This is a genomic window from Microbulbifer sp. Q7 (genome assembly GCF_001639145.1).
Classification (GTDB): domain Bacteria; phylum Pseudomonadota; class Gammaproteobacteria; order Pseudomonadales; family Cellvibrionaceae; genus Microbulbifer.
Genome location: NZ_LROY01000001.1, coordinates 783,387 through 797,038 on the forward strand (window position 1 = coordinate 783,387; position 13,652 = coordinate 797,038).

Below are 13,652 nucleotides of genomic sequence, written 5' to 3' on the forward strand. Positions count from 1 at the left end.
ACTTCGAAAGCGTGGCCCCGGAACAGCTCCGGGCCAGCGGTAAGTACAAGACCCCGATGCCAGAAAATATCCAGCTACTTTCCCCAAGACTCGCCAACCAGATCGCCGCCGGTGAGGTAGTTGAGCGTCCGGCTTCCGTGATCAAGGAGTTGCTGGAAAACAGCCTCGATGCCGGGGCTACACGGCTGGAAGTCGACCTGGACGCTGGTGGGGTGAAGCGCATCATGGTGCGCGACAACGGCAAGGGCATCGAAAAGGAAGACCTGCACCTGGCGCTTGCCCGTCACGCCACCTCGAAAATTCACGCCCTCGAAGATCTTGAAGCGGTTGCCACCCTCGGTTTTCGCGGGGAGGCCCTTGCGAGTATTTCCTCCGTGGCCCGCCTCACGCTGACCAGCAGTCGCGACGACACCGGCAAGGGCTGGGTGGTATCCGCCGAGGGGCGCGAAATGGAGACCCAGCTCGCGCCTGCCGCCCACCCCCGTGGCACCACGGTGGAGGTGCGGGACCTGTTCTTTAATACCCCCGCGCGCCGGAAATTCCTGCGCACGGAAAAAACCGAATTCAATCGCGTCGATGAAACCATCAAGCGTCTAGCGCTGTCGCGCTTCGACGTGTCGATCAGTCTGCGCCACAACGGCAAAGGTGTGCACAACCTGCGCGGTGGCACCAGTCGCGCGGAAATGGAGCGTCGCGTCGCCCAGCTGTGCGGGCCGGCGTTTATGCAAAATGCTCTGCACATCGAAATGGAGCGCAATGGTTTGCGCTTGTGGGGGTGGGTGGCGGAGCCCGCGTTTTCCCGCTCCCAGGCGGACCTGCAGTTCTTCTACGTCAACGGCCGCGCGATCCGTGACCGCGTGGTGAGTCATGCGGTGCGCCGCGCTTTCGCCGACGTGCTGTATCACGGCCGGCACCCGGCCTTTGTGTTGTACCTGGAACTGGACCCGGCCTCGGTGGATGTGAATGTGCACCCCACCAAACACGAGGTGCGCTTCCGCGACAGCCGCCTGGTGCACGATTTCCTGTTTGGTTCCCTGCACCGCGCCCTGGCCGATGTGCGCCCGGGTCAGAATGAAGAGCACGAAGCGGTTTCGCCGCAGATCTCCGGAGTAGCCGCCGGCGAATTTGCCGGGCAGGAGCGAATGGCGCTCGCCTCGGCGCCGTCGCCCTCGACGTCAGCGCCATCCGCGGGGTTTGCCGGTCAGGGATTTGGTACAGCGTCCTCTCCGCAACGCATCCAGCAGCAGATGCAGGGCTATGGTGCACTGCACCAGCCCTTCAGCGGTGGTGTGCAGGAGACGCCTGCGGGTGCCGTGGCGACGCCACTGGCGGGGGGGCAGCCGTCGATACCGGCGGAAGCGGACAGCGAGGCGCCACCGCTGGGGTTTGCCGTGGCCCAGCTGCACGGTATCTATATTCTTTCCCAGAACCAGCACGGCATGGTGGTGGTGGATATGCACGCGGCACACGAGCGTATCGTGTACGAGAATATGAAAGCCGCCCACGCCGCCGGTGGCATTCAGGCGCAGCCGTTGCTGGTGCCGGTAAGTCTGGCGGTGAGTGAGCGCGAGGCAGACTGCTTCGAGGAGCGTGAGGAAGTGTTCACTTCCCTCGGCTTTGTGTTGCAGCGCGCCGGCCCGGAAACCCTGATGGTGCGGCAGGTGCCCAGTATGCTGCACGGTGCACCGGTGGAGCAGCTGGTGCGGGATGTGCTGTCGGACCTGCTGGCAGAGGGCAGCAGCGATCGCATTGGCAACCAGATCAATGAGATCCTTTCCACCATGGCCTGCCACGGTTCCGTGCGTGCCAATCGCAAGCTGACCATCCCGGAGATGAATGCGCTGCTGCGGGACATGGAGCGCACCGAGCGCAGCGGGCAGTGCAATCATGGTCGGCCCACCTGGACCCAGGTGAAACTGTCCGATATGGATAAGTGGTTTATGCGCGGCCAATAATGGACGCCTTCATAAACCTACTGCGCGGATGCCTGGCGGCGTCCGGCGGTACTCGGCATGCTCATGTATAGCGAATACATTCCGCTGCCTGCGTTCCGGCGGCCACCACCAGGCACCCGCTCGCTACGGTTTCTAAAGGCGTCCAAATGCAAATAAACCCCGCGCGCCCCCGCGCTATCTTTCTGATGGGGCCCACTGCCTCGGGCAAGACCGACCTGGCGATGGCGATCAGCGACCACTTGCCGGTGGAGTTGATCAGCGTGGATTCGGCGCTGGTGTACCGCGGTTTGGATATCGGCTCTGCAAAGCCGACACCGGAGGAGCTCGCCAGGTACCCCCATCACCTGATCGATATCTGCGACCCGGCGGAAAGCTATTCCGCGGGCCGCTTTCGCCAGGACGCCCTGAAGGTGATGGCCGAGATCAGCGGGCGCGGAAAGATTCCGCTGCTGGTGGGCGGAACCATGTTGTATTTCAAGGCTCTATTACAGGGCATGGCAGAGATGCCGCAGGCGGACCCGGCGTTTCGCGCGGCCATCGAGGCGCGGGCAGAGAAAGAAGGTTGGCCGGCACTGCACGCCGAACTGGCACAAGTCGACCCGGCAATGGCGGCAGAGCTGCACCCCAATCACTCGGTGCGTATCGAACGGGCGCTGGAGGTGTACCACCTGTCGGGCAAGACCATGACCGAACTCCGGGCGGCGCAGCAGAGCGATTCCTTGCACACCCAATACGCAATTCAGCAGTTGGCTATAGTGCCCACAGATCGGTCCCTATTGCACAGGCGCATCGCCCTGCGTTTCGAGCGCATGCTGGAAAATGGGTTTATCGAGGAAGTACAGGCGCTGCGCGCCCGCGGTGACCTGCATCGGGATCTGCCGGCGATCCGTGCCGTGGGATACCGGCAGGTATGGGAGTATCTCGACGGCGAGATGGATTACCCACAGATGGTCGAGGCGGGCATTGCCGCCACGCGCCAGTTGGCCAAACGCCAACTCACCTGGTTGCGACGCTGGCCAGACCTCAAGTGCATCGACGCACAGCAGCCTGGCGGCAAAGTACGCAAAATTGACGAAATGTTGGCAGAGGCCTTGAAATTTCTCGGTTGAGCAGCCATAACGTGAGTGGGCTGGTGTATCCAGCCCTGTTCAGTCAGTTATTCACAGAGCCTGTTAACTTTTGGCTCTTTTTTATGCGCCGTATCACCATGGCCGTTTCTTAGTCCGCGGGTTTCGCGGGCGCGATCGTGCGTCATCTGGCGACTTATCTTTTGGCAAGGAGAAAAAAGATGTCAAAAGGGCACAGCTTACAAGACCCTTACCTGAATGTTCTGCGTAAAGAGCGAATCCCGGTTTCCATCTATCTGGTGAACGGCATCAAACTGCAGGGCCAGATCGAATCCTTCGACCAGTTCGTGGTGCTGTTGAAAAACACCGTGAGCCAGATGGTCTACAAACACGCTATTTCCACCGTTGTACCCTCTCGCGCTGTTCGTGTGCCGCTGATGAATCCGGCCGGACAGGGTGGTGAAGGCGCCGCTCCGGAAGGCGGTGAACGCGATACCTTCGGCGGCTAGCCGTTGGTTTGACGGTGTTCGCTGCGTACTGCCCCCGCTATTTGCCCCAGGTATCTGGTGTGATGGAGGTGGCGATGAGCGTGCGAAGCCGTTTTAAAAAGCAGTAATTAACAGCGCCCCGGTTCGTCCGGGGCGTCTGTTGTTCGGCGCCAGCCAATGGCGCACCTATTGAGCCCAAGAGAATAATCCTTGTTTTTTGATCGCCCGGAATCCGGTGAGCTGGCAGTGCTGGTACACCTGGAACTCTCCGCCATCGACAGTCCCGACGACCCGCGGGAATTTGAAGAGCTGGCGCTATCCGCCGGTGCCGACCCGGTGGCCTTTATCTTTGGCCAGCGCGCCACACCGGACCCCAAGACCTTTGTCGGCCGCGGCAAACTGGAAGAAATACAGGAGACCGTGACCAAGCACGGCGCGGAGCTGGTGATTTTTGATCACACCCTGTCGCCCAGCCAGGAGCGCAACATCGAGCGCGAACTCAAGTGCCGGGTGCTGGACCGCACCGGCCTGATTCTGGATATCTTTGCCCAGCGGGCGCGTACCCATGAGGGCAAACTGCAGGTAGAGCTGGCGCAGTTGCGGCATATGTCCACCCGCCTGGTGCGGGGCTGGACCCACCTCGAGCGCCAGAAAGGCGGTATCGGCCTGCGCGGCCCCGGTGAAACCCAGCTGGAAACCGACCGCCGTTTGCTGCGTGCGCGTATCGACTCCATTGAGAAGCGTCTCGACAAGGTGCGGCGTCAGCGTGCGCAGGGGCGTCGCGCGCGTTCCCGTGCCGAGGTGGCGACGGTTTCCCTGGTGGGTTACACCAACGCCGGCAAGTCCACCCTGTTCAATCGCATCACCAGCGCTGACGTCTATGTGCGCGATCAGTTGTTCGCCACGCTCGACCCCACCATGCGCCGGGTAGAACTGCCCAATGTGGGCGCAATGATTCTGGCGGACACCGTGGGCTTCGTTTCCCACTTGCCACACCGCCTTGTGGAAGCCTTCCGCGCGACGCTGGAGGAGGCGGCCAATGCCACACTGCTGCTGCATGTGGTGGATGCGGCGGCAGAAAATCGTCTGCACCTGATTGAAGAGGTGCAGGCGGTACTCGAAGAAATTGGCGCGGCGGATTTGCCTCATCTGCTGGTGTACAACAAACTGGATTTGCTGGCCGACGCCGAACCGCGTATCGACCGGGACGATCAGGGCGTGCCGCGCGCGGTGTGGTTGTCCGCAGCCACCGGTGCGGGGTGTGAGTTGCTGGTGGAGGCCATCGCCGAGCGACTCGGCCAGCAGATGGTGAGCGGCGCGGTAGTGATCCCTCCACAGCACGCGCGCTTGCGGGCCCAGCTGTTTGAAGGCAACGCGGTGCAGGAAGAAAATTATCGCGACAACGGCGACATTGAATTGAAAATATTGTTGCCGCGGGCGGAGTTGCAGCGGCTGATGGCGCCGTTTCGCGAGGTGGGGAATCCACCTCAGTGGCTGCCGGAAAATCCCGATGCCGAGCCCAAACCGGAAGACTGGGAAACCGAGTGAGCGGTGTCGCCGTATAACGAAGCGTAAAGTTTACAGCGCTGGGCGCGGATACTCGATGGCAATCAATGCTAGAATTTCGCGACAGCTAACGATCAATAAGTTGAAGAGTTGGAGTAAATAAATGGCCTGGAACGAACCGGGTGGTAATAACAAAGACCCCTGGGGTGGTGGCAATCGCAACAACGATGGCCCGCCCGATCTCGACGAGCTGCTGCGCAAAATGCAGCAGAAACTGAACGGCCTGTTTGGTGGCAAGCCATCGGACGCTGGTGACGGGCGCCCCGGTGGCGGCAGTTTCCCCTGGTCGCTGGTGATGATCGTACTGGCCGTAGTGTACGGCCTGTGGGGCTTCTATCAGGTGGATGCCAACGAATCTGCGGTGGTTCTGCGCCTGGGTAAATACCACAGCACCGAAAATTCCGGTCTGCACTGGAATCCGCCGCTGATCGATCACGTGACCAAGGTGAACATGACCGAGGTGCGTACCGAACGCACCACCGGCCAGATGCTCACCGAGGACGCCAGTATCGTCGACGTGGTGCTGCAGGTGCAGTGGCATATCGATAATGCAGAATCGTTTGTGCTGCGCGTGCGCGACCCGCTGAAGAGTCTGCAGGAGGCCACTGACAGTGCCCTGCGCCACATCGTGGGCTCGCAGACCCTGAACGGGGTTATCTCCCAGAATCGTACTCAGGTTGCTGCCGACACCCAGGTGCGCCTGCAGGAGTATCTCGACCTGTACCAAACCGGTATCCGGGTCGATGTAGTCAACCTCACCGACGCCAAGGCGCCGCGTGAAGTGCAGGACGCCTTCGATGACGTGGTGCGAGCCCGTGAGGACGAGGTGCGCTTGCAGAACGAAGCCCAGGCCTATGCCAACCAGGTCATCCCGGTAGCGCGCGGTCAGGCTCAGCGCATGATTGAAGAGGCGGAAGCCTACAAATCCCGGGTTGTCGAAAGTGCCCGCGGTGAGGCGGCACGTTTCACGGCACTCCTGACGGAGTTCCAGCAGGCGCCGGAAGTCACCCGCGAGCGGATGTATCTGGATGCAATGCAGGAAGTGATGAGCAACACGTCCAAAGTCATGGTGGATGTCGAGGGTGGCAACAACATGATGTACCTGCCCCTGGACAAACTGACTGGAGGTGCCTCCGGTGGGGCCAGCCAGGGCACACAGGTGACTCCGCAGGTGGTCGACGAGATTTCCCAGCGGGTGATGAACCAGATTCGCACCGAAGTGAATAACGCTCGCCGCAGCCGCGAAGTGCGATAAGGGGGTTGCTATGAACAACAACAAATCACTATTTGTCATTGCCTTGATTCTGCTCGGGCTGCTGGCGTTGTCTGCCAGCGCCTTCGTTGTGAAGGAAACCGAGAAGGCGGTGCTGGTGCGCTTCGGTGAAGTGGTGCGCACCGACTACGAGCCCGGACTGTATTTCAAAATTCCGCTGGTGCACGAGCTGCGCAAGTTCGACGCCCGTATCCAGACGGTGGACTCCCAGCCAGTGCGGATGCTGAACAGCGAAAACAAGTTCATGATGGTGGACTCGTACGCCAAGTTCCGAATCGTTGATGTGGGCCGTTTTTATGTGGCGACCCGCGGTGACGAGCGCAACGCGGTGCGCCTGCTGGCGGAGCAGATCAACAACCTGCTGCGGAACCAGTTTGGTGTGCGTGACCTGCACGAAGTGGTAAGTGGTCAGCGCGACGAGCTGATGGCGGAGATCACCGAGAATCTGAACAAAACGGCGCAAACGGACCTGGGCGTGGAAATTGTCGATGTGCGCGTCAAGCGTATCGACCTGCCACCGGAAGTGTCCGAGTCGGTGTTCCAGCGGATGCGAGCGGGTCGTGAGCTGGAAGCGCGGGATCACCGCGCCAAAGGTCAGGAAGCCAGCGAGCGCATTCGTGCCAATGCCGATCGCCAGAAGGTGGTGATCGAGTCTGAGGCCTACCGCAAGGCGGAAGAGTTGCGCGGTGACGGTGATGCGGAAGCGGCCAAGATCTATGCGCAGGCGTTCAGCAAGGACCCGGAGTTCTATCGCTTCTCCCGCAGCCTGACCGCCTATAAAGAGTCCTTCAAAAGCAAGAGCGATATGTTGCTGGTGGACCCAGACAGCGATTTCTTCCGCTATCTCAAGGATTCCAAGGGCAAGTAAGCGGCAGCCCAGAAGCCACATTGATCGCGGATTGGTTGCCACTGGCCACAGCGCGATCAAATAGTGGTAAAATCCTGAAAACCGGGCCGGCGCCCGGTTTTTTTGTGCCGGCCCCTTTTTATTGAATCTGCTGTAGAACCTCTAAGCCAAAGCGCGACTGGAGCTGTCACTGTGTGGGAAGAGCTGGTCCGGGCCCTGGGCCTGGTACTGATCATCGAAGGCATATTGCCTTTTCTCTACCCCCGCCGCTGGCGCGCACTGGTGCAGCAGCTGGCATCTGTGGATAATCGCAGCCTGCGCACGGCGGGGCTGGTATCCATGCTTGCCGGCACAGCCCTGCTGATGCTCTTTGGTTGATCTACAGGACTGAGGTTCTCCTGGTCGCGAAGGCCACACTGTTAACTGTCGAATACCCACACCATGACCCAAGCCGAACGCTGGATGCTACCGGATGGCATCGCCGAGATTTTGCCTGCAGATGCCAAGCGGGTGGAAACCCTGCGCCGAAACCTGCTGGACCTCTATCACCGCTGGGGATATGAGCTGATTATTCCGCCGATGGTGGAGTTTGCCGATTCCCTGCTGATTGGTATGGGGCGCGACGTGGACCTGAGCACCTTCCGGGTGACTGACCAGTTGTCCGGCCGCAGCCTGGGGATTCGCGCGGACATTACCCCGCAGGCGGCGCGTATCGACAGCCACAGTTTCCCCCGCAGTGGCGCCAATCGCCTGTGCTATGCGGGACAGGTGCTCTACACTCGCCCGCGAGCCCCCATGGGGCCGCGCGCGCCGATCCAGATTGGCGCGGAGTTGTATGGTGTTGAAAGCCTGCAGGGCGACATCGAGGTCATCAGCCTGATGATCGAAACCCTGCGCGCTGCGGGTATTCGCGAAATCCACCTGGACCTCGGGCATGTGGCGATTTTCCGCAGCCTTGCCCGGGCCGCCGAGCTGGACGAGCAGCAAAAGAGCGCGTTGATTGCCCTGCTGCAAAGCAAAGCCGTGGCGGATATCGAGCGCTGGGTAGACGACAATATTACTTCCGCGGATGCCGCCAACTGGCTGCGCGGCCTGCCGCGCCTGGCCGGTGGCAGCGAGTGTCTGGCGCGGGCCAAAGAACTGTTTGGCAATGGCCCGGACACGCTGAAAAGCGCACTGGACGAACTGCAGAAAGTTGCCGACGCGGTTGCGCGCCGCTATCCGCAGGTGACGTTGTTTTTCGACCTCAGCGAAATGCGCGGCTATGACTATGAGACCGGGCTGGTGTTTGCGGCCTACTCCCCTGGCCACGGCCAGGCGCTGGCCAACGGCGGCCGCTACAACGGTATCGGTGCCGTATTCGGCCGCGACCGTGCAGCCACCGGCTTCAGTACCGATCTGGCGGCGATCAATGCGCTGGGTGCCAACGGTGAACGGGAGGCCGGGGCGATCCTGGCCCCCGCCAGTGATTGCGAGCAATTGTGGCAGACCGCCGAGTCTCTGCGCGCTGCGGGCGAGGTAGTGATCAGCCTGATGGGCGACGCGGGCAGCGATGACAGCGAAACCCTGAGCCGCTGCGACCGCGAACTGGTGAAGGAGGGGGCCAGCTGGGTGGTGAAGCCCCGCTCGTAAACCCTAAGCTTTGCCATTGGCCTTGTGCCAATCGCAGCACTTTGATTTTCAGGCCGCACGACGGGCGCGGCCGACACATCTTTCCGCCCGTCTTTTGAACTGACGACACGAGATTTACGCACATGGGCAAGAATGTAGTGGTGCTGGGCACCCAGTGGGGCGACGAGGGCAAGGGCAAGATCGTTGATCTGCTGACCGAGAAAGTCGCACTGGTGGTCCGCTTTCAGGGCGGCCACAACGCCGGCCACACTCTGGTGATCAACGGTGAAAAGACCGTGCTGCACCTGATTCCTTCCGGCGTGCTGCGCCCGGACGTGACCTGCCTGATTGGCAATGGCGTGGTTCTGTCTCCGGAAGCCCTGCAGAAAGAAATGGGCGAGCTGGAAGCCGCCGGCGTCCCCGTGCGCAAGCGCTTGCGCCTGTCGCCGGCATGCCCGCTGATCCTGCCCGTGCATGTGGCGCTGGACCAGGCCCGTGAAAAGGCCCGTGGCGCCAAGGCGATCGGCACTACCGGTCGCGGGATTGGCCCCGCCTACGAAGACAAGGTCGCACGCCGTGGCCTGCGCCTGGGGGACCTGTGCAACTGGGACAACTTCTGCGCCCAGCTGAAGGAGCTGCTGGAGTACCACAATTTCGCCCTGACCGAGTACTACAAGGTCGACCCGGTGAGCTATGAGGAAACCATCAAACTCGCGGAAACCTGGCGCGACGAGCTGATGCCGATGATGGCCGATGTGGCAGACATGCTGCACACCGCCCGTGAGAATGGCGAGCACATCCTGTTCGAGGGTGCCCAGGGCTCCCTGCTGGATATCGACCACGGCACCTACCCGTATGTGACCTCCTCCAATACCACCGCGGGCGGCACCGCCACCGGTTCCGGTTTTGGCCCCCTGTACCTGGATTACGTGCTTGGCATTACCAAGGCGTATACCACCCGTGTGGGCAGCGGGCCCTTCCCCACCGAGCTGGACTGTGAGGTGGGCCGCCACCTGGGTGAGAAAGGCCACGAGTTTGGTGCCACTACCGGTCGCCAGCGTCGCACCGGCTGGTTCGACGCCGTTGCCGTGCGCCACGCCATCCGTATCAACAGTATTTCCGGCCTGTGCCTGACCAAGCTGGATGTGCTGGATGGCCTGGAAGAAGTGAAGATCTGTGTGGGTTACAAAAATGCCGCCGGCGAAGATATGCCGGTGCCGTTCGATGCGGCCGGTTGGGAAAGCGCGCAGCCTGTGTACGAATCCATGCCCGGCTGGAGCGAGACCACCTTTGGTGTGTGCCGCGAGAAGGAGCTGCCACAGGCCGCGCTGGACTATATCGCGCGTATCGAAGAGCTGGTTGGCGCACCCATCGATATTATCTCCACTGGCCCGGACCGGGTGCAGACCATTGTGCGCGAATCTTCCGCCCTGTGTGAGATGGGTATCCACAACGCGAGCATCTGATCTCCCTGCTCCCCCTCCCGTTGAGGCCGGCGATACCCGCCGGTCTCAAACTTCGCTTGCTTAGCCGGCGGCAAATCCCGATGATGGACTGTAATTCAAATTTCAGTCACAATTTTCTGTCACTCTGGTCATCGACCTCTAACAGGATCGATGCAGGTTCGCAGAACGGGTAAGCGCCATGTCCAATAGCCTGACCGAAGCGGTCACTAGCCGTTACAGCTTTGGGGAAGAGATCGCCAACAGCGTCATCCACGGTGTGGGTGCGTTGCTTGCCATCGCCGGCCTCGGCGTATTGTGCAGTTTTGCCGCCCTGCGGGGGGATGTCTGGCACATCGTCAGCAGCAGTATCTACGCCGCGACGCTGATTCTGTGCTTTTCCGCGTCCACCCTGTATCACAGCATCACCCACGTCTCTGCCAAGCAGATACTGCGTACACTGGACCACTCCTCCATATTCCTCCTGATCGCCGGTACTTACACCCCATTTACCCTGGTCACCCTGCGCGGCCCCTGGGGCTGGTGGCTGTTCGGCATTATCTGGGCGCTGGCGCTGGTGGGCCTGATTATCCAGTTCACGCCGCTCAAGAAGATCCGTGCGTTGTCGATCACGCTCAGTGCGCTGATGGGCTGGGTGGTGATTGCGGCGATCAAGCCGCTGATGGACAACCTGGCGCCCGGCGGTCTGTTGCTGTTGGTACTCGGTGGCTTGTGTTACACCGGCGGCATTGGTTTTTACCTGTGGCGCAGTCTGCGTTACCACCACGCCATCTGGCACCTGTTTGTACTCGCGGGCGGTGTGCTGCACTTCTTTGCGGTACTGTTTTATGTGATTCCGCCGGCGAGCTGAGAGCGGCACCACCTTCTCCGTTTTGTTGAAAAGAGTGTCGGGCCGGTCACAGCCTGAGTGACTGGCGGCATTCCTCCCTTTCCGTTACCGGTCTTCCGTTCTACCCTTGAGCGAGCGTGTTTTGCCAAGGAGTCGTTATGGGCCAGGTTGCCTCTGTTGCGGTGCGTCGCACCGGTTTTATTTCCATTCTGTTTGCATTCCTGTGTGCGCTACCGCTGGTGGCGGGCGCTGCTGCGGATCCGGGTTTCGAAAAATGGAAGAAAGAGTTCCGCAAGACGGCAATGAAGGAGGGGATCACCGCAGAAACCTTTGACCGCGCCTTTAAGGGCATTGATTCGCCGGATCAGTGGGTGCTGGACAAGGCGAGTTATCAGCCCGAATTCAAAGCGCCGGCGTGGCAGTATTTTGACAATCGCATCACCAAGTTCGCGGTGCAACGTGGTCGCGCCAAGAAACAGGAGCTGAAACCGTGGCTCGACAAGATTGAAAAGCAATCCGGCGTCAATCCAAACATCCTGCTGGCGATCTGGTCGATGGAGTCGAGCTTTGGCGCGATTCTGGATAACCAGACGGTCATGCGCAGTGTGGTGCGCTCGCTCGCCACACTGGCTTATGCGGACCCCAAGCGCAAAAAGTTCGGCCGCAGCCAGTTACTGGCGGCACTGAAGATCCTGCAAAGTGGCGATATCGATGAGAGCCACCTCACCGGCTCCTGGGCGGGTGCCATGGGGCACACCCAGTTTATCCCCACCAGTTACCAGGCGTACGCGGTGGATATGGACGGAGACGGCAAGCGCGATATCTGGAGCTCGGTACCGGATGCGCTGGCAACCGCGGCGAATCTGCTGGACAAGAATGGTTGGGTCACCGGCCAGACCTGGGGCTACGAGGTGACTATTCCAGAGCGCAAGCTGCCGGCGGGCAAGCTGAAAATATCGGAATGGGAGAAGCTCGGGGTCAAGCGCGTGCGCGGCCAGGCGTTCCCGCGCCCGGATGATATGGCAGAGCTCAAAGTCCCGGCGGGGCGCAAGGGCCCGGCGTTTCTGATGCTGAAAAATTTCTTCGTGATCAAGCGCTATAACAATTCGGATCGCTACGCAGCGGCGGTGGGTATTCTTGCGGACCAGATTGGTGGTGCCAAGCCGCTGACCAAAGACTGGAAGCGGCCATTTACCAAGCTGGATCACGATGAGGTGATCGAGCTGCAAACCAAGTTGAAAGAGAAGGGCTATTACGACGGCGAGATCGACGGCAAGGCCGGCGGTGGTACCCGCAAGGCGATTCTCAAGTTTGAAGAAGAGGCAGGCGTTGAGTTGCAGGGTTTCCCCAGCAAGGAAGTGCTTGAACTCCTCCGCAAGCAATAAGATTGCCGCTGCGGTACTTCGGGTGCCTTGTTCCGCCTGCTAAGGCGGGCGGGCACCCGCCCTTCACTTTCTACCGCGTGCTTCGTGAGAACAAATCAGAAATTTTCTTCTGGAAGCAACGAGTCCTGCAGTAACTCCAGGTTTTCCAGTACCTCATTCGGTTCGTGGAAATAGGCTACGTGATACATGGCCTCACCTTCCTGTACCAGCGGAATATTCTGCTTGCCGATAATAATGCCATCCGCATCCGCCAGTACGTTTTCCAGCTCGTTGCCGTAGAGGTCGGCAATGGTGGCGAGGACCTCCCCTTTCTTGACGTGATCCCCTAGCTGCTTCTTGTGATTGACGATGCCGCTGTCGCCGGCGCGCAACCAGCCGCTGCGCCGCGCAACAAACGGCTCGATGCCCTGGCGGCCCTTTTTGGGCGGCAGCATGTCCAGCTTGCGCATTACATTCAGTACCCCGCGCACACCGGCGCGAATGCACAGTTCATCGAAGCGCAGGGCCTCACCGGCTTCGTAAAGCAGGATGCGAACGCCCAGGTCGGCGGCGGCCTGGCGCAGCGAGCCATCGCGCAGGGTCGCATTGAGCAGGACCGGCACACCGAAGGCGCTGGCCATTTCGCGGGTCTGCTGGTCGTCGAGGTTGGCGCGCACTTGCGGCAGGTTGCTGCGGTGGATGGCGCCGGTGTGGAGGTCGATGCCGTAATCGCACTTGGCGACGATCTCCTCTAGGAACACATGCGCCATGCGCCCGGCGAGGGAGCCGCGCGAGGAGCCGGGGAAAGAGCGATTCAGGTCGCGCCGGTCTGGCAGGTAGCGGGACTGGTGCAATACGCCGTACACGTTGACCACCGGCACGGCAATCAAGGTGCCGCGCAGGGACTTGAGCGCCTTGCTGTTGATCAGGCGGCTGATGATTTCGACTCCGTTCAGCTCGTCGCCGTGAATCGCGGCACACACGAACATGGTGGGGCCGGGTCGCTTGCCGCGGTGGACATACACCGGGATGGCCATTTCGGTATCGGTATAGAGCCGCACGATGGGAAGTTCTATTTTTCGGGTCTCGCCGCGAGGCACACTGACACCGGCTATTTCGAAGGGCTCTTGCATGGATGATGGGTCGCTATGGTGATTTGACGGTTATTCTAGTGGTGACTCGGCAATTG

The 13,652-nt window shown here is 60.8% G+C and carries 12 protein-coding genes; 11 read left to right on the forward strand and 1 reads right to left on the reverse strand.

Annotation, left to right across the window (positions count from 1 at the left end):
- The first annotated feature begins 56 nt into the window (after nt 1-56).
- The 11 genes from mutL (at nt 57) to AU182_RS03215 (ending at nt 12,484) form a co-directional block, all read left to right on the forward strand.
- Nucleotides 57-1,955, forward strand: coding sequence for a DNA mismatch repair endonuclease MutL (gene mutL, locus AU182_RS03165; RefSeq protein ID WP_066960498.1), 1,899 nt, complete (start codon nt 57-59; stop codon nt 1,953-1,955).
- Nucleotides 1,956-2,101: 146 nt separating this feature from the next.
- Complete coding sequence (gene miaA / locus AU182_RS03170; protein ID WP_066960501.1) at nt 2,102-3,064, forward strand: tRNA (adenosine(37)-N6)-dimethylallyltransferase MiaA; 963 nt, start codon at nt 2,102-2,104, stop codon at nt 3,062-3,064.
- A 179-nt stretch (nt 3,065-3,243) separates the two neighbouring features.
- Nucleotides 3,244-3,531 (forward strand): RNA chaperone Hfq, encoded by a 288-nt coding sequence (gene hfq / locus AU182_RS03175; protein WP_066960503.1) that lies wholly within the window; start codon nt 3,244-3,246, stop codon nt 3,529-3,531.
- 189 nt (nt 3,532-3,720) lie between these two features.
- Entirely contained in the window at nt 3,721-5,058 is a 1,338-nt protein-coding gene (gene hflX, locus AU182_RS03180) for a ribosome rescue GTPase HflX (protein ID WP_066960506.1), read from the forward strand.
- 121 nt (nt 5,059-5,179) lie between these two features.
- Entirely contained in the window at nt 5,180-6,331 is a 1,152-nt protein-coding gene (gene hflK, locus AU182_RS03185) for an FtsH protease activity modulator HflK (protein ID WP_066960510.1), read from the forward strand.
- Between the two features lie 10 nt (nt 6,332-6,341).
- A complete protein-coding gene (gene hflC / locus AU182_RS03190; protein WP_066960512.1) occupies nt 6,342-7,217 on the forward strand; it encodes a protease modulator HflC in 876 nt (291 codons plus the stop codon).
- Between the two features lie 171 nt (nt 7,218-7,388).
- The gene (locus tag AU182_RS03195) at nt 7,389-7,574 is read left to right on the forward strand and encodes a DUF2065 domain-containing protein (RefSeq protein ID WP_066960515.1); all 186 of its coding nucleotides are present in this window, start codon (nt 7,389-7,391) and stop codon (nt 7,572-7,574) included.
- A gap of 63 nt (nt 7,575-7,637) precedes the next feature.
- A complete protein-coding gene (locus AU182_RS03200) occupies nt 7,638-8,828 on the forward strand; it encodes an ATP phosphoribosyltransferase regulatory subunit (protein ID WP_066960518.1) in 1,191 nt (396 codons plus the stop codon).
- 122 nt (nt 8,829-8,950) lie between these two features.
- Complete coding sequence (locus AU182_RS03205) at nt 8,951-10,273, forward strand: adenylosuccinate synthase (protein ID WP_066960521.1); 1,323 nt, start codon at nt 8,951-8,953, stop codon at nt 10,271-10,273.
- 178 nt (nt 10,274-10,451) lie between these two features.
- Nucleotides 10,452-11,120, forward strand: a complete 669-nt coding sequence (locus AU182_RS03210) for a hemolysin III family protein (RefSeq protein WP_066960524.1) — start codon at nt 10,452-10,454, stop codon at nt 11,118-11,120.
- Nucleotides 11,121-11,257: 137 nt separating this feature from the next.
- Complete coding sequence (locus AU182_RS03215; protein ID WP_066960527.1) at nt 11,258-12,484, forward strand: lytic murein transglycosylase; 1,227 nt, start codon at nt 11,258-11,260, stop codon at nt 12,482-12,484.
- Nucleotides 12,485-12,579: 95 nt separating this feature from the next.
- On the opposite strand, the gene AU182_RS03220 is transcribed toward AU182_RS03215, so the two are convergent.
- On the reverse strand, nt 12,580-13,596 hold the full coding sequence (locus AU182_RS03220; protein ID WP_066960530.1) for a succinylglutamate desuccinylase/aspartoacylase family protein: 1,017 nt from the start codon (nt 13,594-13,596) through the stop codon (nt 12,580-12,582).
- Nucleotides 13,597-13,652 lie beyond the last annotated feature (56 nt).

What these genes read in the sequence shown, in the direction of transcription:
- hflC (WP_066960512.1), top strand. Translation starts at nt 6,342, where the DNA reads ATGAACAACAACAAATCACTATTTGTCATTGCCTTGATTCTGCTCGGG.
- AU182_RS03215 (WP_066960527.1), top strand. Translation starts at nt 11,258, where the DNA reads ATGGGCCAGGTTGCCTCTGTTGCGGTGCGTCGCACCGGTTTTATTTCC.
- AU182_RS03220 (WP_066960530.1), bottom strand. Translation starts at nt 13,596, where the DNA reads ATGCAAGAGCCCTTCGAAATAGCCGGTGTCAGTGTGCCTCGCGGCGAG.
- hfq (WP_066960503.1), top strand. Translation starts at nt 3,244, where the DNA reads ATGTCAAAAGGGCACAGCTTACAAGACCCTTACCTGAATGTTCTGCGT.
- miaA (WP_066960501.1), top strand. Translation starts at nt 2,102, where the DNA reads ATGCAAATAAACCCCGCGCGCCCCCGCGCTATCTTTCTGATGGGGCCC.
- mutL (WP_066960498.1), top strand. Translation starts at nt 57, where the DNA reads ATGCCAGAAAATATCCAGCTACTTTCCCCAAGACTCGCCAACCAGATC.
- AU182_RS03210 (WP_066960524.1), top strand. Translation starts at nt 10,452, where the DNA reads ATGTCCAATAGCCTGACCGAAGCGGTCACTAGCCGTTACAGCTTTGGG.
- hflK (WP_066960510.1), top strand. Translation starts at nt 5,180, where the DNA reads ATGGCCTGGAACGAACCGGGTGGTAATAACAAAGACCCCTGGGGTGGT.
- AU182_RS03205 (WP_066960521.1), top strand. Translation starts at nt 8,951, where the DNA reads ATGGGCAAGAATGTAGTGGTGCTGGGCACCCAGTGGGGCGACGAGGGC.
- AU182_RS03200 (WP_066960518.1), top strand. Translation starts at nt 7,638, where the DNA reads ATGACCCAAGCCGAACGCTGGATGCTACCGGATGGCATCGCCGAGATT.